This is a genomic window from Paraburkholderia sp. RAU6.4a (genome assembly GCF_050435625.1).
Classification (GTDB): Bacteria; Pseudomonadota; Gammaproteobacteria; order Burkholderiales; family Burkholderiaceae; genus Paraburkholderia; species Paraburkholderia tuberum.
In genome coordinates, this window is the sequence record NZ_JBNDKQ010000002.1 from 2,907,872 (window position 1) to 2,932,360 (window position 24,489).

Annotated in this window: 26 protein-coding genes and 1 pseudogene; 21 read left to right on the forward strand and 6 right to left on the reverse strand. The window is 63.9% G+C overall.

From position 1 onward, the window contains the following. Nucleotides 1-194 precede the first annotated feature (194 nt). From gshA to ptsP, 5 genes are all read left to right on the forward strand, one after another. Complete coding sequence (gene gshA, locus OKW40_RS18240; protein WP_018434736.1) at nucleotides 195-1,484, forward strand: glutamate--cysteine ligase; 1,290 nt, start codon at nucleotides 195-197, stop codon at nucleotides 1,482-1,484. Between the two features lie 103 nt (nucleotides 1,485-1,587). Then, nucleotides 1,588-2,544 (forward strand): glutathione synthase, encoded by a 957-nt coding sequence (gene gshB / locus OKW40_RS18245; RefSeq protein ID WP_429490879.1) that lies wholly within the window; start codon nucleotides 1,588-1,590, stop codon nucleotides 2,542-2,544. Between the two features lie 243 nt (nucleotides 2,545-2,787). Further along, on the forward strand, nucleotides 2,788-3,315 hold the full coding sequence (locus tag OKW40_RS18250; protein WP_429356540.1) for a PTS sugar transporter subunit IIA: 528 nt from the start codon (nucleotides 2,788-2,790) through the stop codon (nucleotides 3,313-3,315). Between the two features lie 124 nt (nucleotides 3,316-3,439). Next, on the forward strand, nucleotides 3,440-3,709 hold the full coding sequence (locus OKW40_RS18255) for an HPr family phosphocarrier protein (protein ID WP_018419292.1): 270 nt from the start codon (nucleotides 3,440-3,442) through the stop codon (nucleotides 3,707-3,709). Between the two features lie 370 nt (nucleotides 3,710-4,079). Beyond that, the gene (gene ptsP / locus OKW40_RS18260; RefSeq protein WP_090805570.1) at nucleotides 4,080-5,822 is read left to right on the forward strand and encodes a phosphoenolpyruvate--protein phosphotransferase; all 1,743 of its coding nucleotides are present in this window, start codon (nucleotides 4,080-4,082) and stop codon (nucleotides 5,820-5,822) included. A gap of 100 nt (nucleotides 5,823-5,922) precedes the next feature. Here ptsP and OKW40_RS18265 read toward each other — a convergent pair whose 3' ends face one another. From OKW40_RS18265 to gpmA, 3 genes are all read right to left on the reverse strand, one after another. Next, complete coding sequence (locus tag OKW40_RS18265) at nucleotides 5,923-6,681, reverse strand: HesA/MoeB/ThiF family protein (protein ID WP_184054036.1); 759 nt, start codon at nucleotides 6,679-6,681, stop codon at nucleotides 5,923-5,925. A gap of 235 nt (nucleotides 6,682-6,916) precedes the next feature. Further along, nucleotides 6,917-8,494 (reverse strand): S41 family peptidase, encoded by a 1,578-nt coding sequence (locus tag OKW40_RS18270; protein WP_184062556.1) that lies wholly within the window; start codon nucleotides 8,492-8,494, stop codon nucleotides 6,917-6,919. A 355-nt stretch (nucleotides 8,495-8,849) separates the two neighbouring features. Beyond that, complete coding sequence (gene gpmA, locus OKW40_RS18275) at nucleotides 8,850-9,596, reverse strand: 2,3-diphosphoglycerate-dependent phosphoglycerate mutase (RefSeq protein WP_429356543.1); 747 nt, start codon at nucleotides 9,594-9,596, stop codon at nucleotides 8,850-8,852. Between the two features lie 137 nt (nucleotides 9,597-9,733). On the opposite strand from gpmA, the gene OKW40_RS18280 reads away from it, so the two are divergent. The 5 genes from OKW40_RS18280 (at nucleotide 9,734) to OKW40_RS18300 (ending at nucleotide 12,719) form a co-directional block, all read left to right on the forward strand. Continuing rightward, nucleotides 9,734-10,159 carry a rhodanese-like domain-containing protein gene (locus OKW40_RS18280; RefSeq protein WP_090802869.1) on the forward strand — a complete coding sequence of 142 codons (426 nt, stop codon included), beginning with the start codon at nucleotides 9,734-9,736 and terminating at the stop codon, nucleotides 10,157-10,159. Continuing rightward, nucleotides 10,156-10,416, forward strand: coding sequence for a glutaredoxin 3 (gene grxC / locus OKW40_RS18285; RefSeq protein ID WP_184062552.1), 261 nt, complete (start codon nucleotides 10,156-10,158; stop codon nucleotides 10,414-10,416). The genes OKW40_RS18280 and grxC overlap by 4 nt, the downstream gene beginning before the upstream one ends. Nucleotides 10,417-10,563: 147 nt before the next feature. Next, nucleotides 10,564-11,040 carry a protein-export chaperone SecB gene (gene secB, locus OKW40_RS18290; RefSeq protein WP_018419299.1) on the forward strand — a complete coding sequence of 159 codons (477 nt, stop codon included), beginning with the start codon at nucleotides 10,564-10,566 and terminating at the stop codon, nucleotides 11,038-11,040. Between the two features lie 22 nt (nucleotides 11,041-11,062). Continuing rightward, on the forward strand, nucleotides 11,063-12,061 hold the full coding sequence (locus OKW40_RS18295; protein WP_429356544.1) for an NAD(P)H-dependent glycerol-3-phosphate dehydrogenase: 999 nt from the start codon (nucleotides 11,063-11,065) through the stop codon (nucleotides 12,059-12,061). A gap of 97 nt (nucleotides 12,062-12,158) precedes the next feature. Continuing rightward, nucleotides 12,159-12,719 (forward strand): O-acetyl-ADP-ribose deacetylase, encoded by a 561-nt coding sequence (locus tag OKW40_RS18300; protein ID WP_429356545.1) that lies wholly within the window; start codon nucleotides 12,159-12,161, stop codon nucleotides 12,717-12,719. Here the strand turns inward: OKW40_RS18300 and trmL are convergent. Beyond that, nucleotides 12,692-13,162: a tRNA (uridine(34)/cytosine(34)/5-carboxymethylaminomethyluridine(34)-2'-O)-methyltransferase TrmL gene (gene trmL, locus OKW40_RS18305; RefSeq protein WP_429490882.1), complete on the reverse strand. Its 471-nt coding sequence runs from the start codon at nucleotides 13,160-13,162 to the stop codon at nucleotides 12,692-12,694. The two genes, OKW40_RS18300 and trmL, sit on opposite strands and share 28 nt — an antisense overlap. Nucleotides 13,163-13,180: 18 nt before the next feature. After that, on the reverse strand, nucleotides 13,181-13,882 hold the full coding sequence (locus OKW40_RS18310) for a phosphoribosyltransferase family protein (RefSeq protein WP_429490884.1): 702 nt from the start codon (nucleotides 13,880-13,882) through the stop codon (nucleotides 13,181-13,183). Between the two features lie 167 nt (nucleotides 13,883-14,049). Here OKW40_RS18310 and OKW40_RS18315 point away from each other — a divergent pair, with 167 nt between their 5' ends. The 8 genes and pseudogenes from OKW40_RS18315 (at nucleotide 14,050) to OKW40_RS18350 (ending at nucleotide 21,432) form a co-directional block, all read left to right on the forward strand. Beyond that, on the forward strand, nucleotides 14,050-15,015 hold the full coding sequence (locus OKW40_RS18315; RefSeq protein WP_184062544.1) for a methyltransferase domain-containing protein: 966 nt from the start codon (nucleotides 14,050-14,052) through the stop codon (nucleotides 15,013-15,015). 395 nt (nucleotides 15,016-15,410) lie between these two features. Next, nucleotides 15,411-15,887 (forward strand): DUF2244 domain-containing protein, encoded by a 477-nt coding sequence (locus OKW40_RS18320; RefSeq protein ID WP_184026596.1) that lies wholly within the window; start codon nucleotides 15,411-15,413, stop codon nucleotides 15,885-15,887. 64 nt (nucleotides 15,888-15,951) lie between these two features. Beyond that, nucleotides 15,952-17,601, forward strand: a complete 1,650-nt coding sequence (gene coxB / locus OKW40_RS18325; RefSeq protein WP_429490886.1) for a cytochrome c oxidase subunit II — start codon at nucleotides 15,952-15,954, stop codon at nucleotides 17,599-17,601. Nucleotides 17,602-17,645: 44 nt separating this feature from the next. Further along, nucleotides 17,646-19,259 carry a cytochrome c oxidase subunit I gene (gene ctaD, locus OKW40_RS18330; protein ID WP_184062540.1) on the forward strand — a complete coding sequence of 538 codons (1,614 nt, stop codon included), beginning with the start codon at nucleotides 17,646-17,648 and terminating at the stop codon, nucleotides 19,257-19,259. A 109-nt stretch (nucleotides 19,260-19,368) separates the two neighbouring features. Beyond that, on the forward strand, nucleotides 19,369-19,503 hold the full coding sequence (locus OKW40_RS18335; RefSeq protein ID WP_018419308.1) for a cytochrome oxidase small assembly protein: 135 nt from the start codon (nucleotides 19,369-19,371) through the stop codon (nucleotides 19,501-19,503). Nucleotides 19,504-19,545: 42 nt separating this feature from the next. Continuing rightward, a complete protein-coding gene (locus tag OKW40_RS18340; RefSeq protein ID WP_429490888.1) occupies nucleotides 19,546-20,184 on the forward strand; it encodes a cytochrome c oxidase assembly protein in 639 nt (212 codons plus the stop codon). 50 nt (nucleotides 20,185-20,234) lie between these two features. Further along, entirely contained in the window at nucleotides 20,235-20,444 is a 210-nt protein-coding gene (locus OKW40_RS18345) for a DUF2970 domain-containing protein (RefSeq protein WP_184062536.1), read from the forward strand. Between the two features lie 120 nt (nucleotides 20,445-20,564). After that, nucleotides 20,565-21,432: pseudogene (locus tag OKW40_RS18350) on the forward strand (cytochrome c oxidase subunit 3). 159 nt (nucleotides 21,433-21,591) lie between these two features. Here the strand turns inward: OKW40_RS18350 and OKW40_RS18355 are convergent. Continuing rightward, nucleotides 21,592-21,801 carry a twin transmembrane helix small protein gene (locus OKW40_RS18355; RefSeq protein ID WP_008921867.1) on the reverse strand — a complete coding sequence of 70 codons (210 nt, stop codon included), beginning with the start codon at nucleotides 21,799-21,801 and terminating at the stop codon, nucleotides 21,592-21,594. A 111-nt stretch (nucleotides 21,802-21,912) separates the two neighbouring features. On the opposite strand from OKW40_RS18355, the gene OKW40_RS18360 reads away from it, so the two are divergent. From OKW40_RS18360 to OKW40_RS18370, 3 genes are read left to right on the forward strand one after another with little or no spacing between them, the layout of a single operon-like run. Further along, a complete protein-coding gene (locus OKW40_RS18360; protein ID WP_429356548.1) occupies nucleotides 21,913-22,629 on the forward strand; it encodes an SURF1 family protein in 717 nt (238 codons plus the stop codon). Nucleotides 22,630-22,680: 51 nt separating this feature from the next. Then, the gene (locus OKW40_RS18365; protein ID WP_184066991.1) at nucleotides 22,681-23,355 is read left to right on the forward strand and encodes an SCO family protein; all 675 of its coding nucleotides are present in this window, start codon (nucleotides 22,681-22,683) and stop codon (nucleotides 23,353-23,355) included. A gap of 22 nt (nucleotides 23,356-23,377) precedes the next feature. After that, a complete protein-coding gene (locus OKW40_RS18370; protein WP_184062530.1) occupies nucleotides 23,378-24,487 on the forward strand; it encodes a COX15/CtaA family protein in 1,110 nt (369 codons plus the stop codon). Nucleotides 24,488-24,489 lie beyond the last annotated feature (2 nt).

The following is a 24,489-nucleotide window of genomic DNA, read 5'->3' on the forward strand; positions in this document are numbered from 1 at the left end:
TAAGCAAGCGCAGCAATTTCGCCCGCCTTCATGGCGGGCTTTTTTCTTGCTGATCGGGTTGCGAACGGTGATTTTCCGCGCCTATCATCGAGATAGGGAGAATGCATTCGAGTCTGCTTGCGAATGGAGAAACCGTCCCCAAATGGACAAAGCATTTGCTCTACAATCTTTTTTCTCCAGTCTGCGAGTGATCAATGGTTCCGCACCTAGTTACGGCGTTAAACGGCCCGCTGCTCGACCTCGAGCGGAAGATCCTCGACGCCACGCCCGCTATCGAACGCTGGTTCCGGCTCGAATGGCAGGAGCACACGCCACCGTTCTACTGTTCCGTCGATCTGCGTAACGCGGGCTTCAAGCTCGCGCCGGTCGACACCAATCTGTTTCCCGGCGCGTTCAACAATCTGCCGCAGGAAGTGCTGCCGCTCGCGGTGCAGGCCGCGATGGCCTCGATCGAAAAGATCTGCCCGGACGCGAAGAATCTGCTCGTCATTCCCGAGCGTCACACCCGCAACGCGTTCTACCTCGAAAACGTCGCCCGGCTTGCGTCGATCATGCGCCAGGCGGGTCTGAACGTACGCTTCGGCACGCTCGACGAAACCATCAACGGCCCGGTCACGATCGCGCTGTCGGACGGCCAGAAGCTGGTGCTCGAACCGCTCGAGCGCTCGCAGCGGCGCCTTGGTCTGAAGAACTTCGACCCGTGCTCGATCCTGCTGAACAACGATCTGTCCGGCGGTATTCCGCCCGTGCTCGAAAACCTGCACGAGCAGTACCTGCTGCCGCCGCTGCATGCGGGCTGGGCGGTGCGTCGCAAGTCGACGCATTTCTCGTGCTATGACGACGTCGCGAAGAAGTTCGCGAAGATGGTCGAGATCGATCCGTGGATGATCAATCCGTATTTCGCGCACGTCGAGGGCGTCGACTTCCAGCAGCGCACCGGCGAGGAAGCCCTTGCCGATGCGATCGACGGCGTGCTGAAGAAGATCGCGCGCAAGTATCGCGAGTACGGCATCTCCGAAAAACCGTATGTCGTGATCAAGTCCGATGCGGGCACCTACGGCATGGGCGTGATGACCGTGCACGACGCGTCGGAAGTCGCCGCGCTGACGAAGCGCGAACGCACGCGCATGGCCGCGACCAAAGACGGGCTCGAAGTGCACGACGTGATCGTGCAGGAAGGCGTCTACACGTTCGAGCGCATCGGCGAGGAAGTCGCCGAGCCGGTCGTCTACATGATCGACCGCTATGTGGTGGGCGGCTTCTATCGCGTGCACGGCAGCCGCGAGCGCGACCAGAACCTGAACGCGCCGGGCATGCACTTCGTGCCGCTCGGCTTCGAACACACGGCGCTGCCCGATGCGCACGCGAAGCCCGGCGCGGCGCCGCCGAACCGCTTCTATATGTATGGCGTCGTGGCGCGGCTCGGGTTGCTGGCCGCATCGGTCGAACTCGAAAAGACCGATCCTGAAGCGATCCAGGTCTAAGCCGCCTCGCGCGGCAGGATGGCGGCATGCGTGCCGCCATCGCCGTCTTCAAAGACTATATTGACGAACAATGTCACGCCCCTCAGGGCGCACCGGGACTTTCATGGACATTCTTTTCATCGCCGATCCGCTCAGCCATTTCAAGATCTACAAAGACACGACCTACGCGATGATGGCCGAAGCGGCGCGGCGCGGTCACACGGTGTACACCTGCGAGCCGAAGCATCTGGCGTGGACGGGCGGCGATGTCGAGGCGAACGTGCAGCGCATTGTGATCGTCGGCGACACCACGGATCTGCATCGTGATGTCTGGTTTGCCGCCGATGCCGCCACGCCGCGCGCGCTCGCGAGCTTCGGCGCGGTCGTGATGCGCAAGGACCCGCCGTTCGACATGGAATACGTGACGTCGACCTGGCTGCTCGAACTGGCCGAGCGTGGCGGCGCACGCATCTTCAACAAACCGCAGGCGATCCGCGATCATTCGGAGAAGCTCGCAATCGGCGAGTTCGCGCAGTTCGTCGCGCCGACGCTGGTCACTCGCGACCCGGCGCGTCTGCGCGCGTTCCACGAACAGCACGGCGACGTGATCCTGAAGCCGCTCGACGGCATGGGCGGCATGGGCGTATTCCGCGTGAAGGCGGACGGCATGAACCTCGGCTCGATCGTCGAAATGCTGAGCCACGACGGCGCGCGCTCGGTGATGGCGCAGAAATTCATCCCCGAGATCAAGGAAGGTGACAAGCGCATCCTGCTGATCGGCGGCGAAGCGGTGCCGTACTCGCTCGCGCGCATTCCTCAGGGTAATGAGGTGCGCGGCAATCTGGCGGCCGGCGGACTGGGCGTCGCGCGGCCGCTCAGCGAGCAGGATCGCAAGATCGCCGATACGCTCGCGCCGGTGCTGGCGGCGCGCGGCCTGCTGCTGGTCGGACTCGATGCGATCGGCGACTGGCTCACCGAAGTCAACGTCACGAGCCCGACGTGTTTCCGCGAGATCATGGACCAGACCGGCTTCGACGTCGCCGCGATGTTCGTCGACGCGCTGGAGCGCGCGGTCGGCTGACGCGTGGCGCTCGCGTGGCGCGCCGACGCAGCGGCCTTGATTGCCCGGCTGCACCCCCAATCTGTGTAGTAAATCCGCATCAGGCGTGGCGTCGGGATTGGCGCGAAAATGAGGCTGCTACAATGCCCGCTCGCCCGACGATGCATTCCCGCCCTCGCGACCCACGGCCGGTCCGGGGCGATGGCGAACCGGGCTCGAGTCCCGGTCCACGGTTTGGGGCCGTTCTTTTGCAGTAAGGCTGACATGGCAGGCATTCTGATCATTGCGCACGCTCCATTCGCCACCGCGTTGCGCGATTGCATTTCCCACATCTATGGCGGTTTGCCGGCGCGTATCGGCGTGATCGACGTGTCGCCGGATTGCGATCCTGCGCAGGTCGTCGCGTTCGCGAATTCGGAAGTCGTGCGGCTGAAGGAAGAGAACGGCGCGCTCGTGCTGACCGACATGTTCGGCGCGACGCCGGCCAACATCGCGGGCCGGCTCGCCACCGTGCCGGACGTGCGTGTGCTGTGCGGCGTCAATCTGCCGATGCTGGTGCGCGCGGTCTGCTATCGCGCGACGCCGCTCGACACGCTCGTCGACAAGGCGCTCGCCGGCGCGACCAAGGGCGTGCACGCGATCGGACCGGCGATGCCGACACCGGTCACGCCGCCAGCGTGCGCTGCCGAGTGCCTGCCGGCGCTGCCGCCTGACGCGGCGGCCGCCGACTGTGTTCCCGCTTTGCCGGCCGATGCCGATCTGACGCAAAAGACGGACGCGACCGGCCTGTAAGCCGGGCTGGTTCGCAGGCAAGCTTCGACGGATTCAAGCGGTTTCACAACGGTGCCGATCGCATTGAAGCCGCTTTGCAGTAACACTTTTCACCATTTCATTCACCCGCGCTTCGGACCATCACATGCTGCAACAGGAAACGACAATTGTGAACAAGCTGGGGCTGCACGCGCGCGCGTCGGCCAAGTTGACGCAACTCGCGGGCAACTACCAGGCGGAAATCTGGATGAGCCGCAATGGCCGTCGTATCAACGCGAAGAGCATCATGGGCGTGATGATGCTGGCCGCGGGCATCGGCAGTACCGTGCTGATCGAAACGGAAGGCACCGACGAACAGGACGCGATGGACGCGCTCTTGAAACTGATCGCCGATAAATTTGGCGAAGGTCAATAAAGCCGCGCGCTTTGCGTTCGACAAACCCGAAAATGCCGCGGCTCAGTCCGCGGTTTTTTTTCGCCGCCGACATCTGAATATCAGAAGAGGCGCGCCGTTAATCGAGATTAAAGGGATCTAGAAGCGGCGCGAAAGCCATCGGGAAGAGTGCGTAAGACGACATGCGTTTTCAATGTTTAAACCATATGTTTTGCGCGACGTGTATAAAGCGAAGCTTCGCCGGGTACGAGGGCACCTCATTGCGATAATCCGTGCTGCGCTGCACACACCGCCGACACACTTCAAAAAGGCGCGGAATTTATAATGCCCAGTACAGTCTGAGAGCATTGCAGCGGTTTGCCGCGGCATTACACAACTAGAGGAGGTGCGCGTGTCATTCACGCTGCATGGAATTCCCGTGTCACGCGGTATCGCCATCGGGCGGGCCTATCTGATCGCCCCGGCAGCACTCGACGTAGACCACTATCTGATCGAACCGCCCCAGATCGAAGGGGAGGTCGGGCGTTTTCGCGCGGCTCAGCAACGCGTGCATGAAGAACTCAACGTATTGCGCGCCGATCTTGCCGCGGATGCCCCGAGCGAAATGGGCGCGTTCATCGACGTTCACACGATGATCCTGAACGACGTCATGCTCGTTCAGGAAACCATCGACCTGATCCGCACGCGCCGCTACAACGTGGAATGGGCGCTGACCGAGCAGCTCGAAAGACTGTCGCGCCATTTCGACACTATCGAAGACGAATACCTGCGCGAGCGCAAGGCCGATATCGAGCAGGTCGTCGAGCGCGTGCTGAAGGCGCTCGCGGGCGCGCCGGGCATCGTCGGCAACGTGCATGGCGCTTGCGACGAGATGATCGTGGTCGCGCACGACATCGCGCCGGCCGACATGATGCAGTTCAAGACGCAGACGTTCCAGGGCTTCGTCACCGATCTGGGCGGACGCACGTCGCATACCGCGATCGTCGCGCGCAGCCTCGGCATTCCGGCCGCGGTCGGCGTGCAGCATGCGAGCGCGCTGATCCGCCAGGACGATCTGATCATCGTCGATGGCGACCACGGCATCGTGATCGTCGATCCCGCGCCGATCGTGCTCGAGGAATACTCGTACCGGCAAAGCGAGAAGGAGCTCGAGCAGCGCAAGCTGCAACGGCTCAAGTTCTCGCCGACGCAAACGCTGTGCGGCACGCGCATCGAACTGTGCGCGAACATCGAGTTGCCGGACGACGCGCGCGCGGCGGTCGAATCGGGCGCGACCGGCGTGGGTCTGTTCCGCACCGAGTTTCTGTTCATGAATCACAAGCACCGGATGCCCGAAGAGGAGGCGCAGTTCAGCGCGTATCGTCGCGCGGTCGAACTGATGAACGGCTTGCCGGTCACGATCCGCACGATCGACGTCGGCGCCGACAAGCCGCTCGATTCGATGGGCGGCGACGGCTACGAGACCGCCGCGAATCCGGCGCTCGGTTTGCGCGCGATTCGCTGGAGCCTGTCCGAGCCGCAGATGTTCCTCACGCAGTTGCGCGCGATCCTGCGCGCGTCGGCGTTCGGCAGGGTGAAGATCCTGATCCCGATGCTCGCGCACGCGCAGGAAATCGACCAGACGCTCGATCTGATCCGCGAAGCGAAGCGTCAACTCGACGACGCGGGTATCGCTTACGATCCGAACGTGCAGGTGGGCGCGATGATCGAGATCCCGGCCGCCGCGATCGCGTTGCCGCTGTTTCTGAAGCGGCTCGATTTCCTGTCGATCGGCACCAACGATCTGATTCAGTACACGCTCGCGATCGATCGCGCGGACAACGCGGTCGCGCATCTGTACGACCCGCTGCATCCGGCCGTGCTGCATCTGATCGCGTTCACGCTGCGCGAGGCGAAGCGCGCGGGCGTGCCCGTGTCGGTGTGCGGTGAGATGGCGGGCGATCCGGCGTTGACGCGTCTGCTACTCGGCATGGGTCTGACCGAGTTTTCGATGCATCCGAGCCAACTCCTAGAGGTCAAGCAGGAGGTGCTGCGCTCGCACCTGAAGACGCTCGAAAAGCCCGTTGCCGACGTGCTGGCTTCGTTCGAGCCGGAGGAGGTGCAAGCGGCGCTCAAGCGGGTCGCGCTGGTTTGAATCTGACGCGCATCGTCGTGCCTCGTTGAACGAAAAAACGCCGCACATGTGCGGCGTTCTGCTATTTCGGCGTCACGCGAACGGGCAGTGCAGAACCGCCTCAAGACCCGTGCGCGTGGCCGCACACCGGACAATCCGGCTGACGTCCGATGCGCATCGTGTTCCATTCCATCCGCAGCGAATCGAGCATCGTCAGGCGGCCCACGAGCGGCGTGCCGATTGCGCCGATCACCTTCAGCGCTTCGGCAGCCTGCATCGAACCGATGATGCCGACCGTCGGCGCGAACACGCCCATCGTCGAGCATGCGACTTCTTCGAACGGCTGGTCTTCGGGAAACACGCACGCGTAGCACGGCGACGCTTCATCGCGGAAATCGAAAGTGCTGATCTGGCCGTCGAAGCGCAGCGCCGCGCCCGACACGAGCGGCACGCGATGCTTGACGCACGCGCGGTTGATCGCGTGACGCGTCGCGAAGTTGTCGGTGCAATCGAGCACGACACTCGCGTGCGGCACCTCGCGGTCGAGCCACGCATCGTCGACGCGCTCGGCCACCGCGTTGACGACGACCTCGGGATTGATCCGCGCGAGCATGTCGCGCCCGGACTCGACCTTCCTACGTCCAACCGACGCGCTCACGTGCAGGATCTGTCGTTGTAGATTAGTCAGGTCGACGGTATCGGCATCGACGAGCGTCAGACGGCCGACACCCGCCGCCGCGAGATACAGCGCGGCTGGCGAACCGAGCCCGCCCGCGCCGACGATGATCGCGTGGGCGTCGATAAAACGCTGCTGCGCCTCGATGCCGATTTCATCGACGAGGATGTGGCGGGAGTAGCGAAGGAGTTGATCGTCATTCATGGCGGGGCGCGTGGGGTGTGTCGCTATGTCGCTGTGTCGCGCAAGGAGAGGCAGGCCGAGGGGCCGCGGCGCGCATTCGTGGCTGTTATTTTAATCGCGCGGGGAGGGTGGCGGTTGCGGCTTGCCGTGATGCGCCACCGGTTAGGCGGCGGCTTTTGCTGAAACTGTTGCGGCGTGTCTTCGCAGACTATCGTGCTGCGAAGACACGCGCGGGGTTCGCTGCCTGTCGGCCAGCTTACTTGCCAGCGGGAGCCGGTGCCGAAGCCGGCGCCGGTCCCGATGCGCCCGGCACCGGTTGCGTCGGCTTCACCGCGACCGGCGCGGAGGCCGACGTGCCCGGCTTGTTCTGCGCGAGACGGCGCTCCATCAGCGACTTCGATTCCTGAACCGGCTTGCCTTCGAGTTTGTCGACCGCCTGTTGCAGCATGAAGTCGTCGGCCGAACCGAACTCGACCGGCTTGCGTTCGCGCTCCTTCTGGCGCTGTTCCGGCGTCTTCTTGTCGTTCTGCTCTTCGAGCTGACGCAGTTGCTCCATGCGCTCCTGCTCGCGCTGCTCCGCTTCCTTCTTCTCGTTCGGGTCCTGCGTGTTCGCGAGGTGATTCGAGTAGTCGACTTCGCGGGTCACGAGCGCGTCGTCCGGATCGCCGTCCGCGTATTGGTCGACCGGAAGGTCGGGGCGGATGCCCTTGTTCTGGATCGAACGGCCGCTCGGCGTGTAGTAATACGCGGTGGTGAGGCGCAGTGCGGTGTCGGCCGTCAGGGGGCGCACGGTTTGCACCGAACCCTTGCCGAACGTGGTCTTGCCGAGAATCAGCGCGCGGTGCTGATCCTGCAGCGCGCCCGCGACGATTTCCGACGCCGACGCCGAATACGCGTTGGTCAGCACGATCATGGGCACGGTCTTGAAGATGGCCGGGACGTCCTTGAGCGGATCGCTGTCGAACGATTGCAGACGGTAGTTATCGTAGGTGTCGCGATAGATCTGCTTCGAATCCGGAATCTGGCCGTTGGTCGACACCACCACCGAATTCGGCGGCAGGAACGCACCCGCGACGCCGACCGCGCTTTGCAGCAGACCGCCGCCGTTGTTGCGCAGGTCGAGGATGAGGCCCTTCAGGTTCGGCTCCTGGCGCGCGAGATCCTGCAGCTTGGCCGCGAGGTCGGGCGTGGTGCGTTCCTGGAAGCTCGTGATGCGCACGTACGCGAAGCCCGGCGCGACGATCTTGCCCTTCACCGACTGCACCTTGATGATCGCGCGCGTGACGGTGAGCGGGAACGTGCGGTCGTCGGTCTTGCGGAAGATGGTCAGCGTGACCTTGGTGCCCGGGTCGCCGCGCATCTGCTTGACCGCCTGGTCGAGCGTCATGCCGCGCACGGGCTTGTCGTTGATGCGCGTGATCAGGTCGCCAGGACGGATGCCGGCGCGGAACGCGGGCGTGTCTTCGATTGGCGAAATTACCTTGATCAGGCCGTCTTCCGACGAAATTTCGATGCCGAGGCCCGCGAAGCGGCCCTTGGTCTGCTCCTGCAGCTCTTCGTAGTCGGTCTTGTCGAGGTACGACGAGTGCGGGTCGAGGCTGGACACCATGCCCTTGATCGCGGCGGTGAGCAGCTTCTTGTCGTCGACCGGTTCGACGTATTCGTGCTTGATCTGCCCGAACACTTCGGCGAAAAGCCTGAGCTGGTCTAGCGGCAGCGGGGCGACCGCAGCGCTAGCGGGTTGCTGGGCCGAGGCGGAGTATTGCAGGGTGGCAAAGACACCGGTAGCAAGGCCCGCGGCAATCAGGCCGATATTTTTCAGGTTCTTTCGCATAGAGTCTGTTGCGGTCGGAAGCGCGTGGCAGCGTCGATAAAGATTGGACGGACAAGTATAACTGCACACCCGCCTGCTCAGGGCGCGGTGCAGGCAATCGTGCTTCGACAGTACGGGAAGGTCCTGGTTCTTGCGACCCGAGCCGCGGATGGCGAGCCGTACGACATGGCACTCGGCGGGTCGGAACTGAGCGTTGCCGCGCAAGGCCAGCGGATGCGCTCGCCGCTACGGTGAACCCTGCAGCGGGCCTCTGAATCTGACCGCCGGGCGCAATACAGAATTTCTTGTCGGCCCGGTTGTCTGCGTGCGGCCCCGCGCGTTTTCGTGGCGTGGGGCCGCGCCCGGAAATGCCGGATCAGCCCGCCTTGCCCTGGCTCGCGACCGCGGCTTGCGCCTTGGCGATCGCGTCCTGGTCGCCGAGATAGTAGTGCTTGATCGGCTTCAGGTTCTCGTCGAGTTCATAGACGAGCGGCACGCCGTTCGGGATGTTGAGGCCGACGATGTCGCTGTCCGAGATGTTGTCGAGATACTTGACCAGCGCGCGGATCGAGTTGCCGTGCGCGGCGATCAGGATGCTGCGCCCCGACTTGATGGCCGGCGCAATCGACTCGTTCCACAGCGGCAACACGCGCGCGACCGTGTCTTTCAGGCACTCGGTCAGCGGCAGCTGCTCGCGCGGCACCCTGGCGTAGCGCGGATCGGTGTACGGCGCGCGCTCGTCGGTGGGCTCGAGCGCGGGCGGCGGCGTGTCGTAGCTGCGGCGCCAGACCAGCACCTGCTCGTCGCCGAACTTCGCGGCGGTTTCGGCCTTGTTCAGACCCGACAGCGCGCCGTAGTGGCGTTCGTTCAGGCGCCACGAATGCACGACGGGCAGGTACATCAGATCCATCTGGTCCTGCACATGCCACAGCGTGCGGATCGCGCGCTTGAGCACCGACGTGTAGGCGATGTCGAACGTATAGCCCGATTCCTTGAGCAGCCCGCCCGCCTGCTGCGCCTCGAGGTTGCCCTGCTCGGTGAGGTCGACGTCGACCCAGCCGGTGAAGCGGTTTTCCTTGTTCCAAGTCGATTCGCCGTGGCGGATGAGAACGAGTTTGTACATGAGAGTTGCCGGTCGGTAGTGAGGAAGCGGTCTCGCTCTGTGCGGCGCCTCGGGCGGCGCATCGCCATCGCGTCGAACGGTTATTTTATAATGCTCGGGTTGACCTTTTCGATTTCTCTCTTTCCGGCGGATCTTCCGTGAAGTTTTTCACCGAATACACAAACCTTGTCCTGATCGCAATCGTCCTTATCTCTGGTGGGTTGCTGCTGTGGCCGACCATCAGTCGGCGTGGACGTGGCGGCCTGTCGGCCGCTGAAGCCACCCAACTGATCAACCGGCGCAACGCGGCGGTCATCGATCTGCGGCCGTCCGCCGATTACGCCAAGGGGCACCTGCCCTTGGCACGGCATTTCGAATTCGCAGAGTTGCAGGCGAAAGTCACGCAACTCGCGAAGAACAAGAGCAACCCGGTGCTGCTGGTGTGCCAGACCGGCCAGCAGTCGAACAAGGCCGCGCGTATCGTGCAGGAAGCGGGATACGCGGAAGTCCATGTTCTCGAGGGCGGCGTCGACGCCTGGCAGAAAGCCGGTATGCCGGTTGTGAAACAAGGAGCAGCCAAGTGAACAAAGTGATCATGTACAGCACCCAGGTGTGCCCGTATTGCCAGATGGCCGAACGTCTTTTAAAGTCGCGCGGCGTCGAGCTCGTTGAGAAAGTACTGATCGACAAGGACCCGGGCCGTCGTGAGGAGATGATGACCCGGACCGGTCGTCGCACGGTGCCGCAGGTCTTCATCGGCGAGACGCATGTGGGCGGCTATGATGACCTTTCCGCGCTCGATCGCGCGGGCGGTCTGACGCCGCTGCTCGAAGCAGCCTGAGTTCGCGCGTTTCGCGCCGCGCGAACGGGCGGACCACTCGATAAGCCGGCGCACGCGCTCCTCGTGGAGCCGGCGAGCCGGCGCAATAATCTGGCGGCCCATGCGTGCATCGGCCGCCGCCACGCACACCTATCAGGAATCACCATCATGTCCGACGAGAATAACCAGCCGTTCTTCAACATCCAGCGCATCTATCTGAAGGACATGTCGCTCGAGCAGCCGAATTCGCCGGGTATCTTCCTCGAGCAGGAAATGCCGTCGGTCGAAGTCGAAGTCGACGTGAAGGCCGAGCGCCTCGCCGAATCCGTGTTCGAAATTCTCGTGACGGGCACGGTCACGGCCAAGGTGTCGGACAAGGTCGCGTTCCTGATCGAAGCGAAACAGGCCGGCATTTTTGACATTCGCAACATTCCTGCCGAGCAGATCGACCCGCTCGTCGGCATTGCCTGCCCGACCATCCTGTTCCCGTACCTGCGCTCGAACATCGCCGATGCGATCACCCGCGCCGGCTTCCCGCCGATCCACCTCGCCGAGATCAACTTCCAGGCGCTGTACGAGCAGCGTCTCGCTCAGATGAGCGCGGCCCAGCAGGACGGCGCGGCGCAAAAAGGCGTCACGCATTAAGGCGCCGCGCGCAGTGCCGGCTATGAAAGTCGCCGTTCTCGGCGCTGGCGCCTGGGGCACCGCCCTCGCCGGCCATCTGGCCTTAAGGCACGACACGGTATTGTGGGCGCGCGAGTCCGCGCTCATCGCCGAGCTTTCCACTTCGCATGAAAACGCCCGCTATCTGGCGGGCGTCGCGTTGCCGCCCGCGCTTCGCTTTGAAGCGGATCTCGGAGTGGCGCTCGATCACGCGCTCGACGACGATGCGCTGTGCGTGGTCGCGACGCCCGTGGCTGGCCTGCGCGGCCTGTTGCGCGCGATGCGCGATGCGGGCAAGGTGCCCGCGCATATCGTGTGGCTGTGCAAGGGGTTCGAAGCGGATTCGCAGTTGTTGCCGCATCAGGCGGTCGCGGCGGAATTGCCCGAGCATGCGAGCAACGGCGTGTTGTCCGGACCGAGCTTCGCGCGCGAAGTCGGGCAGGGGCTGCCGGTTGCGTTGACGATCGCGAGCCCGTCGGCGGCGTGCCGCGAACGCACGGTCGCGGCGTTCCATCACGGCGCGATGCGCATCTATACCGGCGACGACGTCGTCGGCGTCGAAGTGGGCGGCGCGGTGAAAAACGTGCTCGCCATCGCCACGGGCATCGCCGATGGCCTCGGCCTCGGCCTCAATGCACGCGCGGCGCTGATCACCCGCGGCCTCGCCGAAATGTCGCGCCTTGGCGTGACGCTCGGTGGGCGCGCGGAAACCTTTACCGGGTTGACCGGCCTCGGTGATCTGATTCTGACTGCTACCGGCGATCTGTCGCGCAACCGCACCGTGGGCCTGCAACTCGCCACGGGCCGCACGCTCGACGACATCCTCGGCGGTCTCGGTCACGTGGCCGAAGGCGTGCGCTGCGCGCGGGCGGTACTCTCGATCGCACGTGCTCATGCAATCGAAATGCCGATCACGCAGGCGGTCTGCGCGGTGCTGTTCGACGGCGTGGCGCCGCGCGATGCGGTTAGCGCGCTCCTGCGGCGCGATTCGAAGGCGGAATAAAGCCTTTTTTATCAGCCGTTTAGCGGAAATTCGCGTTGAACGGCTGCCTCGCCTGGTTGTCCACTTCGTGAGCGAGACTCGGGTCAGCGAGGTTCCCATGCCCACCTTCAATCTCAGTCTTGGCACGTGCACGCTCGAAGCGCGCGTGGTCGATATCACGACGCTCGCCGTCGATGCGATCGTCAATGCCGCGAATACTTCGCTGCTCGGTGGCGGCGGTGTGGACGGCGCGATTCATCGCGCGGCCGGCAAGGAGTTGCTGCGCGAATGCGAAACGCTCGGCGGCTGCGCGACCGGCGACGCCAAAATCACCGCCGGCTATCGTCTGCCCGCGAAGCATGTTATTCACGCGGTCGGTCCAGTGTGGCGTGGCGGCGCGCATGGCGAAGCCGACCTGCTCGCATCGTGCTATCAGCGCTCACTCGAAGTCGCGCGCGAAACTCAGTGCACGAGCATCGCGTTTCCAGCGATCAGCTGCGGTATCTACCGTTTCCCCGCCGACGATGCGGTCAGCATCGCGGTCGCGACCGTACTCGACACGTTGCCGCGCACACCACACATGAAGCACGTGACGTTCGCGTGCTTCGACGACGCGATGTTCGCACGCTACGAGGCCGAGCTCGAACGCCGTCAGGCGCCGCCTTCGAAGCCGGCCTGACGCCACGCTTCGAACACCACGATCGCCACCGTATTCGACAGATTCAGACTGCGATTGCCGGGACGCATCGGCAGACGCACGCGCTGTTCGTTCGCAAAGCGCTCGAGCACCGTGCCGGGCAGGCCGCGCGTTTCGGCGCCGAACACGAACCAGTCGCCCGGTTGAAACGCGTGGTCGTGAAAGCGCCCCGAGCCGCGCGTCGTAAATGCGAACATGCGCGACGCGTCGGGCGTTTCTTTCGCGATGAACGCGTCCCAAGCGGCATGCACGTTCATTTCCGCGTACTCGTGATAGTCGAGGCCGGCGCGCCGCATCTTGGTGTCGTCGAGAGGGAAGCCGAGCGGCTCGATCAGGTGCAGCCGGGCGCCGGTGTTCGCGCACAGGCGAATCACGTTGCCGGTGTTGGGCGGAATTTCGGGTTCTACGAGAACGACGTTGAACATAAGAAGACCACGTAAAAGCTAGTTTTTCGGAGTGCGCAGCGCGACGAAGTTCGTAACCCGCCGCGCGCCGGCGGCCTTCAGCGTATGGGCGAGCGCTTCGAGCGTCGCGCCGCTCGTCATGACATCGTCGACGATGCCGACGTGCAGGCCGCGCACTGGGCGCGCGACGCGAAACGCGCGGCCGACGTTCTGCCGGCGCGCATCGAGATCGAGGCGCGATTGCGGCGCGGTGTCGAGCGTTCGTTCGAGCAGCGTGGGGTTGCCGCGCACGCCGAGCGCCCGGGCGAGCGGCCGCGCGATCTGCCAGGCCTGGTTGTAGCCGCGCTCGACCAGACGGCGACCGGCGAGCGGCACTGGCGCGATCACGTCGGGCCGCTCGGCCGCGTCGTGCCAATTGGCTTCAGCGAGCCGCGCGAGGCGTTGCGCGAAGTCTCGCGCGAGCATCAGCCGGGCGCGGAACTTCAGGCCGACCGCGAGCGTATCGAGCGGCGCGCGATAGTCGGCGAGCGCGAAGCTCGCGTCGAACGGCGGCGGCTCGGCCACGCAATCCGCGCAGCGATACCGCGCCTGAGCGACCCAGCGTGACGCCGGCAACGGCACCGCGCAAACGGTGCAGCGCAGCCGGCTCTCGTTCCAGTAGGCCGCGTCGCAACCGTCGCACAACATCTTATGCGACAAATTGCCGCACAACGCGCACAGGTTCGGCAGCGCGGCGTTCAAGGCCCGCGGCCATGCCGAATGCAGACCGCGCGCAAAACGCGCCACCTGATTTCGACACGACGAAGAAAATGACTGGAATCGCACGAGTGAGCGCCGGTGAAAGCCGTTCTCGCTGAATGGAGGGGAACGACCGAGTATACTTCGAGCTCACGCCCAGCACGACACCCATGTCCCCCACATCCGCTCAATCTGGCCGTCCGGCCTACGATTCACGGCGCCTCAGGCGTATTTTCGACCGTCGCGCTGCCACCTTCGACGAGGTTGCGTTCCTGCCGCGAGAGATTGCGCAGCGCATGCGCGAGCGTCTCGATTACATCAAGGTGGCGCCCTCGAGCGTGCTCGACGCCGGTTGCGGCGCGGGCGAAGACCTCCCCGCATTGCGCGAACGCTTTCCCGAGGCGCCGGTGTTCGGCGCTGATCTGTCGCACGGCATGCTCCGCCGCGCGCTGCGTCACGATGCCGGCGACACCAGTTGGCGGCGCTTTCTTCCCGCCTCGCTCGGCAAGGCGCTCGGCGCGCGTGGCCCGCGCTTCGCGCAAACCGATTTCTCCGCGCTGCCATTCACGTCCGGCGCATTCGAATTCATCTGGTCCAACCTCGCGCTGCACTGGCACTCGCGGCCCGATCTGGTCTTTCCCGAATGGCAGCGCGTGCTGAAGGTCAACGGCCTGCTAATGTTCAGCACGCTCGGCCCCGATACGCTGAAGGAGTTGCGCGGTGCCTACGCCGAGATCGAGGCCGCGCACGGCGTCGGGTCTCGCAAGCATGTGATCGACTTCGTCGACATGCACGACCTCGGCGACATGCTCGTCGAGGCCGGCTTCGAGATTCCGGTGATGGACCAGGAGACGCTGACGATCACCTATAAGTCGCCCGAGTCGCTGCTCGCGGACGTGCGTCGCTGGGGCGCGTACCCGTTCGAGCGCGATGCGCATGACGGCGTGCTCACGCGTCGGTTGCACAAAGCCCTGCTCGCCGCGCTCGAAGCGCGCCGGCGCGCCGACGGCACGATCGCGCTGACCTTCGAGGTGATCTACGGCCACGCATGGAAAGCCGTGCCGCGCACCACCGCGGAAGGACATGGCATCGTGCGGCTCGAGGACATCGGACGAGGTCCGGGCAAGCGTGGATAGCAGATTGCGGTGCTGTCATCAACTGCTTGCCGACGGTGCGGTTGACGTGTTGCAAAAGCGGTAAAGAGGACATCCGTTATGCCTGGGATTTGCCCTTCAAAAGAGCCGCAAAATGCTGGGCAAAATGGCGCGAAGGCTTGTCGCGCCTGGCTTGTGGGCCGATTGGGGCTTGCTTGTCGATGCTATGGATCACGCCTATAATGCGTCAGTTTGTCACCCGAGGTTCCCACATTTGGGGTGGCAAGCCCGAGGCGCGGGGCTGCAAAATGAAGTGATGCGGTAGGGGTTGGCGCGCTCGCGAGTGATGCTGGAAACAGTGACTCGAACGGCGGCCGCGAGATGCATCCGGAAGTAAAAGAAGGCAGGCCGGACTCGACGATTCGCAGGAGGCAGCGATGGGCGCATCAGATCATCTGCTGGCGGATTCAGAACCGGTCCTCAGGGACTGGACCATGAAGCGCAACTGTTCGATATCGCCGCGGCAGTTCGTCTGTCTGTACGTGTCGCTTGCGTTGTTTTCGTTGGCAATTGCATTCATGCTGGTTCTGGTCGGCGCCTGGCTGGTGTTGCCGTTCACCGGAATCGAATTGCTGGCCGTAGGTATCGCGTTTGCAATATATGCGCGTCATGCTGTCGATTACGAGCGCATCCGGTTGTTTCCGAACCGGCTCGTGATCGAGCAGGTCAGCGCCGAGCAGATTACGCAATTCGAATTCAATCCGCGCTGGGTGCGGATAGAGCCGGGCGCAACGCCGCGCGATCAGATCAAGCTGGTCTCGCGCGGGCAGACGATCATGATCGGGCAACACCTCGCGCAGAATCGGCGCGCGCAGTTCGCAGGCGAACTACGTATGTGGCTGGCACGTTGTTAGATGGTGCCGGACGCGCGGCGTTCAAGGGGGCGCGACACGCTGCCAGCGGGGTCGAGGGGTTTGAATGGAAAATTTGGGTAAGGAAGCTATGAAAACAATCAAGCGAGCGCTCATGAGCGTGCTGGCGACGAGCGGACTGCTTTTCGCCGGTGCCGCCCTGGCAGTGGGCGATGCTCCGGGCGGCCCTGCCGTCAACGCGATCAATCTCCAGCCGCCTGCAACGAGAATCGCTGAGGAGCTGTTCAGCCTCCACATGTTCATGCTGGGACTGTGCACCGTGATCTTCATCGGTGTGTTCGGCGTGATGTTCTATTCGATCTTCGCGCACCGCAAATCGAAAGGCCACAACGCAGCCAATTTCCACGAAAGCACCACCGTCGAAATCATCTGGACAATCGTGCCGTTCGTCATCGTCGTGCTGATGGCGCTGCCCGCCACCAAGGCCGTCGTCGCGATGAAGGACACCTCGAACGCCGACCTCACGATCAAGGTCACCGGCTACCAGTGGAAGTGGGGCTACGACTACGTGAAGGGTCCGGGCGAGGGCATCGGCTTCCTGTCCACGCTCGCCACGCCGCGCGCGCAAACCGAGGGCCGTGAGCCGATCTCCACGCTGTATCTGCAGGAAGTCGACAACCCGCTCGTGGTGCCGGTCGACAAGAAAATCCGCATCATCACCACCGCGAACGACGTGGTCCACTCCTGGTACGTGCCGGCCTTCGGCGTCAAGCAGGACGCGATTCCCGGCTTCGTGCGCGACACGTGGTTCAAGGCCAACCGCACCGGTACGTTCCGCGGCTTCTGTACCGAACTGTGCGGCAAGGAACACGCGTTCATGCCGGTCGTCGTCGAGGTGCTGTCTGCCGACGACTACGCGAAGTGGGTCGACGAGGAGAAGAAGAAAATGGCCGCCGGCCAGGACGATCCGAACAAGACCTACACGATGGCCGAGCTGATGGAACGCGGCGGCAAGGTCTACGCGGCGAACTGCGCGGTCTGCCACCAGCCGACCGGCAAGGGCGCGGGCGCATTCCCGGCGCTCGACGGCAGCAAGATCGCCAACGGTCCGATCGGGCAGCACGTGAGTCTCGTGTTGAAGGGCAAGAACGCGATGCCTTCGTGGGCGCCGACGCTGGACGACGTCGAAATCGCCGCGGTGATCACGTACGAACGTAACTCGTGGGGCAACCACACGGGCGACATCCTGCAGCCGAAGCAGGTCGCCGACGCGCGCAACGGCAAGCTGCCGGAAGGCGGCGATCATCTGGCCAACGCCGGTGCTGCCGCGAGCGGCGCCGTTGCGGCATCGGGCGCGCAAGCAGCGTCGGGCGCAGAAGCGGCGTCCGCATCGGCCGCATCGGGCAACGAGGCTGGCGCGGCGGCTTCGAACACAGAGGCCGCGCTGCCGGCGAGCATCTACTTCGAGACCGGCAAGAGCACGCTGCCGGCCGACGCGAAAGCGGCGGTCGACGCGGCCGCGGCCTACGCGAAGGCGCATCCGGACGCGAAATTCACGCTGTCGGGCTTCACCGACGCAACCGGCTCCGCCGACGTCAACGCGAAGCTCGCGAAGAGTCGTGCCGAAGCCGTTCGCGACGCGCTGAAAGCATCCGGCATTGCCGACGATCATATTATTTTGAAGAAGCCGGAAACGATCACCGGCGGCACCGACGCGAAGGAAGCACGGCGCGTTCAGATCAGCCCGGCAGCCTGACGTGTTCATGGTCAGCACCGCAGAATTCGCTTTAGGAGATTGTCATGTCTAGCATCGGACACGATGTAGTCGCGGGCCACGAGCACGTGCACGGCGATCATGCCCACGAAACGCCGCATGGCTGGCGTCGTTGGCTGTTCGCAACCAACCACAAGGACATCGGTACGCTGTATCTGATCTTCTCGTTCACCATGTTCCTGTCCGGGGGCGTGATGGCGCTGATGATCCGTGCCGAGCTGTTCGAGCCGGGTCTGCAGATCATGCGTCCCGAGTTCTTCAACCAGTTGACCACCATGCACGGGCTGATCATGGTGTTCGGCGCGATCATGCCGGCGTTCGTCGGCTTCGCGAACTGGATGGTGCCGCTGCAAATCGGCGCATCGGACATGGCTTTCGCGCGGATGAACAACTTCAGCTTCTGGCTGCTGCCGGTCGCCGCTGTGCTGCTGGTCGGCTCGTTCTTCGCACCGGGCGGCGCAACCGCCGCGGGCTGGACGCTGTACACACCGCTGTCCACGCAGATGGGCCCGGGCATGGACTTCGCGATTTTCGCGCTCCACCTGATGGGTGCGTCGTCGATCATGGGCGGTATCAACATCGTCGTGACGATCCTGAACATGCGCGCGCCGGGCCTCACGCTGATGAAGATGCCGATGTTCGTCTGGACCTGGCTGATCACCGCGTACCTGCTGATCGCCGTGATGCCAGTTCTGGCGGGCGCGATCACGATGGTGCTGTTCGACCGTCACTTCGGCACGTCGTTCTTCAATGCGGCAGGCGGCGGCGACCCGGTCATGTACCAGCACATCTTCTGGTTCTTCGGGCACCCCGAGGTGTACATCATGATCTTGCCGGCGTTCGGGATCGTCTCGCAGGTGATCCCGGCGTTCTCGCGCAAGCCGCTGTTCGGCTATAGCTCGATGGTGTACGCAACGGCATCGATCGCGATCCTGTCGTTCATGGTCTGGGCGCACCACATGTTCGTGACCGGCATGCCGGTCACGGGGCAGCTGTTCTTCATGTACGCGACGATGCTGATCGCGGTGCCGACCGGCGTGAAGGTGTTCAACTGGGTCGCGACGATGTGGCGCGGTTCGCTGTCCTTCGAAACGCCGATGCTGTTCGCGGTCGGCTTCCTGATCGTGTTCACGTTCGGTGGCCTCTCGGGTCTGATGCTCGCCATGGCGCCGCTCGACATCCAGTATCACGGCACTTATTTCGTGGTCGCGCACTTCCACTACGTGCTGGTGGCGGGGTCGCTGTTCGCGCTGTTCGCCGGCTGGTACTACTGGTCGCCGAAGTGGACCGGCTGGATGTACAACGAAACGCGCGGCAAGATCCACTTCTGGGCGTCGATGTTCTTCTTCAACCTCGCGTTCCTGCCGATGCACTTCGTCGGTCTCGCTGGCATGCCGCGTCGTTATGCCGACTACCCGGCGCAGTTCACCGACTGGAACCAGGTGATCTCGATCGGCGCGTTCGGCTTTGGTCTGTCACAGGTGTACTTCCTGTTCGCGGTGGCGCTGCCGGCCTACCGTGGCGGTGGTGAGCTCGTCGAGGCGGGCGACAAGCCATGGGACGGCGCAACGGGCCTCGAGTGGACCGTGCCGAGCCCGGCTCCGTTCCACACGTTCGAGCATCCGCCGACCGTCGAGTAAGCCTATCCCGGCGAGGTGCCGGGTTCCGGCGGCGCGACATGCCGCCACCGGACTCCGGCGCTTCGCGCGGCGGCCTCGCCAGTCAAGAACCGTACTCGGAAAGTCGAGCATGACGCGCAATCCACAGGAAAGACGTACGCCGGAGCAGATTCGCGCGGGCAACAGGCGGATAGGGTTGGTGATGTTCGCGATCGCCGCGGTGTTTTTCGCGAGCGCGATTCTGAAGCAGTGCTGGTTCAGCTAACGCCGCATTCGCAGTCCGTATGCAGGTTTGTTGAGGATTCAGATGTCGACGCAACCGCCGGCCGAGGCCGACCGCTCTTTCAACCGTTCGATGCTGATCAAGCTGTTCGTCGTCGCGTTGATGATGTTCGGTTTCGGTTTCGCGCTGGTGCCGATGTATCGCGCGATCTGCGAGATCACCGGCGTGAACAACCTCGTGCAGCGCGACGTTTCAGCGCGCGAGGCGAAGAATACGCAGGTCGACATGAGCCGCACGATTTCGATCGAATTCGATGCGAACGCGCGGGGCCTGTTGGGTTTCAAGCCGGAGCAGCGCAGTCTCGACGTGCATCCGGGCGAAATAACGACGGTCATGTACGACGTCAGCAACAAGCAGTCGCGCACGATCCGTGCGCAGGCCATTCCGAGCTACGCGCCGAAGCAGGCGACCGAGTACTTCAGGAAGATCGAGTGTTTCTGCTTCACGCAGCAGACGTTGAACGCGAACGAGACGAAGCGGATGCCGGTGGTGTTCGTCGTCGACCCGAAGTTGCCGAAGGACGTGAAGACGATCACGCTGTCGTACACGTTTTTCGAGTTGAACACGCCGGCGGCGGCTAGCGCGGATGATGCGGCGCCGAAGGCGAATGCAGTGAACGATGCAGTGACCAGCGCGGCAGCCACTCCCGCGAAGCCGGCCTGAAGCAGATTTGACGGCGCGAGCCGCGGACGAACGAAGGAAAACGAAGCGAGATGAACGATAACGGCGGCAGTCCGCGCAAGAGCAGTTTCGGTCAATCGATGCGCGCGGTGTTCTGGTCGTTTTTCGGCGTGCGCAAGCGCCGCGATCTCGAGGCGGACGCGACGCAACTGAACCCGCTGCATGTGATCGTGGCGGCGCTGATCGGCGCGGCGGTTCTGATCGGGGTGCTGATTCTGGTCGTGCACCTCGTGGTCGGTTGAGGCAGTAGCAGGGCACAGCACAGCAGAGAAGAGCCCACGAATTAGAGAGAAGCGGTGCGGTATCGACGCGCCGCCGAAGATACAGCCGGAGATTCCGGAACAACTGGACTGAAGTGGAGAATCAAGAATGAGCGGTCACAAAACGAGAGCCCGTACTATTTCGTACCGCATCCGTCGCGGCATCCGATCAGCGCCGCTACGGGGTTGCTGGTCATGCTCGGATCGCTTGCGGCCTGGATCAACGACCATACCTGGGCGCCGCTTGGCGTGCTCATCGGTCTGCTGTGGCTGCTCTTTACGCTGTGGCATTGGTTCGGCGACGCGATCGCCGAGTCGGAAGGCGGCATGTACGGCAAGAACGTCGACCGGTCGTACCGCTGGAGCATGAGCTGGTTCATATTCTCCGAAGTGATGTTCTTCGGCGCATTCTTCGGCGCGCTGTTCTATGCCCGCGAAATCGCGCTGCATCAACTCGGCAGCCTCGACTACAAACTGATCTGGCCGGATTTCACGGCGGTGTGGCCGAACAACGGCCCGGCCGAACTCGTGGGCACCTACAAGTCGATGCAGCCGTGGCCGGTGCCGACCATCAACACGGCGCTGCTGCTGTCGTCGGGTGCGACGCTGACGGTGTCGCACCCACGCGCTGCGCGACAACCATCGCAAGAAGGCGATTGCGTGGCTCGCGGCGACAATCGTGCTGGGCGTGAGCTTCCTGTTCCTGCAGGGCTTCGAATACTTCCACGCGTACAACGAGCTGAACCTGACGCTGGCTTCGGGCATCTACGGTTCGACGTTCTTCCTGCTGACCGGCTTCCACGGCTTTCACGTGTTCCTCGGCGGCACGATGCTCTCCGTTGTGCTGGTGCGCCTGATTCGCGGCCACTTCACGCCGGAACATCACTTCGCGTTCGAAGGCGCGGCCTGGTACTGGCACTTCGTCGACGTCGTGTGGCTCGGGCTGTACGTCGTCGTGTACTGGCTGTAATGCGGCCAGATCCGTGCGCGCAACGCCGTTCAGGCGGCGCGCACGAGCAGTATGCAAGGCTGAATGCAGCGCCGCCCTCGACTTTCAGGGCGGCGTTTTGTTTGGCGGCGAGGAAAATTTGCCGCTGATGGGGATGCGGCGGCGACCTATCCGCGAGCGTCAGCGCCCGTACGGAATCCCGGTCGACTGAATCCAGCCCATCCAGTGTGCGAACAGGATGAACAGGAACAGCGAGATCGACAGGCCCACCCGCGTGGCGAGTGACCAGACCATCCGCTTGGTCTTGCCTTTGTCGTGCATCATGAAATACAGCGCCGACACCATGCTGGCGATGATGAGAGCAAAGGCGATGGGAACGATAATGTGCATGAAACCAACTGAAACCGGAAAGCGCAGTGGCAAGACATTCATTATCGCACCGCGAGCGGGCGTCTGCCGCAGGTTCCCGGCGGCCCTGAGCGCGATGCCGGAGCGCCCGCAATGAAGTTTCGCCTGATTCCCGCGCTGCTGATCCTGCTGGTCGTCGTCGTGACGATGCGGCTCGGTTTCTGGCAGCGCGATCGCGCGCATCAGAAGGAAGCGCTCGAGGCGCGCATCACGCAGTTCGAGAACGCGCCCGCGTTGCCGGTCAGCGCGGCGCCGCTCGCGCTGAAGGACGTCGAGTTTCATCGCGTGAAAGCGCGCGGCAGTTTCGTCACGGACAAGGTCGTGTACCTCGATAATCGTCCGCATAACGATCAGCCGGGCTTTTACGTCGTGATGCCTTTTAAACTCGCCGACGGCGGCTACGTGCTCGTCAATCGCGGCTGGCTGCCGCGCAACCTGAGCAATCGCGAGACCATCGCGCCGTACACGACGCCGCCGGGCGAGGTCGAGATCGAAGGGATTGCGCGTGCCGACGCGTCGCGCGCGTTCGAGCTCGGCGAGGGTGGATCGGCCGCGCATCGCCTGATCCGGCAGAATCTCGATGTCGGCTCGTACGCCGCGGAGACCGGGCTGCCGCTGCAATCGTTCGTGATCCAGCAGACCGGCGATGCCCCCGACGGCCTGGTGCGCGACTGGCCCGCACCGACCACCGGCGTCGAGCGCAACTACGGCTACATGCTGCAGTGGTGGGGCATGGCCGCCGCCGCGCTCGCCTTCGGTCTGTATGCGGCGCGCCGCGCGGGCAAAAAAGAGCACGCGCCGGGCGCGTGAGGAACGCAAGGCACGGCTCGCCGCCGTCCAAACATTGAAAGAGGTTCTGTAGTGTCGACTCAAACTCCCCGTTCGCCGGAAGCTGGCAAATCCAGCGGCAAACCCGCCGCGGCCAAAGCGATGCCCGGCCAACCGAACGGCCCGGGCTCGTGGCGGCGCGGCCGCTGGGTGCTGCTGCTGCTCGCGGTGATCTGCGCGGCGCCGATCGCGATCTCGTACTTCATGTACTTCGTCGTGAAGCCGACCGGCGGCAGCACGAACTACGGCGCGCTGATCGAGCCGCAACGGCCGATCCCGGACTCGCTCATGGTCACCGGCGCGGACGGCAAGCCGCTGAAGCTCGCCTCGCTGCATGGCCGCTGGCTCATGATCTCGGTGGACAACAGCGCGTGCGACCAAGCCTGCGTGACGAAGCTCTACTTCATGCGACAAATCCGCGCAGCTCAGGGCCCGGAACGCGAGCGCGTCATGGAAGTGTGGCTGCGCACCGATGCAGACAAGGTCGCGGACGTGATACAAACCGCCTACCCCAACACCGACATGCTGATCGCCGATCCGGCGCAGGTCGCCGCGTGGCTGCCCGCCGACACCGGCACGCGGATCACCGACCACATCTACCTGGTCGATCCGAACGGCAATCTGATGATGCGTTTTCCGAAAGACGCGAACCCGAGCAAGATCAAAGGCGACCTGACCAAGCTGCTCAAATGGTCGACCATCGGCTGACGCCGCAACCTGGGTAAATGAGATGTTCGTATTGCAACTGGGCCTGATCGGCTTGTGTATCGCGTTGCTGCCGTTGTCCTACGTGTGGGTCAAGGCCGACGACAACAAATTCCGCAAGCTGGTCTGGCTCACCACCTTCCTGACGCTCGATCTCGTGATGTTCGGCGGCTTCACGCGCCTCACCGATTCGGGCCTCGGCTGCCCGGATTGGCCCGGCTGCTACGGCACGTCGTCGCCGTTCATCGCGCACGCGGCGATCTCCGCGGCCTATCAGGCGATGCCGAGCGGCCCCGTCAGCATGACGAAGGCGTGGATCGAAATGATCCATCGCTACTTCGCGATGGCGATCGGCGTGCTGATCATCGCGCAGACGATCATTGCCTGGACGGCGCGTATCAAGCGTCGTCCGCTGCATGTGTCGCCGTGGTGGCCGACTTCGCTGCTGCTGCTGATCGTCGTGCAGGGCGTGTTCGGCGCGTGGACCGTGACCATGAGGCTGCAGCCGATCATCGTGACCACGCATCTGCTGCTCGGCCTGGCGCTGCTCGGCACGCTCGGCTGGCTCGCGGCGCGCTTGACGCCGCTGCCGGCCTACGAGCCCGAGGCCGCGCGCTGGCGCGTGGCCGCGCTCGCGGGTCTCGCGCTACTGGTACTGCAAATCGCGCTCGGTGGCTGGGTCAGCACGAACTACGCGGTGCTCGCGTGCACCGACTTCCCGACCTGCAACGGCCAATGGATTCCGCCGATGGACTTCGCGCACGGCTTCCACCTGTGGCGCGCGCTCGGCATGACCGGCGACGGAGACATGATCACGCAGGATGCGCTGGTCGCGATTCACTGGACGCATCGCACGTTCGCGTTCGCTGTGATCGCCTATCTGGTGTGGTTCGCGTTGAAGATGCGCCGCTTCGAGTCACTGCGGCGACCCGCCAACGGCGTGCTGCTGGTGGTGCTGATCCAGTTCGTCACCGGCTTGTCGAACATCGTGCTGCAATGGCCGTTACCGATTGCGGTCGCCCATAACGGCGGGGCCGCGATCCTGCTCCTGCTGCTCGTTATGTTAAACTTTCGGGTCGCTTATAGCCGTCCCGGCCGCGCCGCGCTCCCTGCGCGCGAAGCCGCGCCAGCGTGACT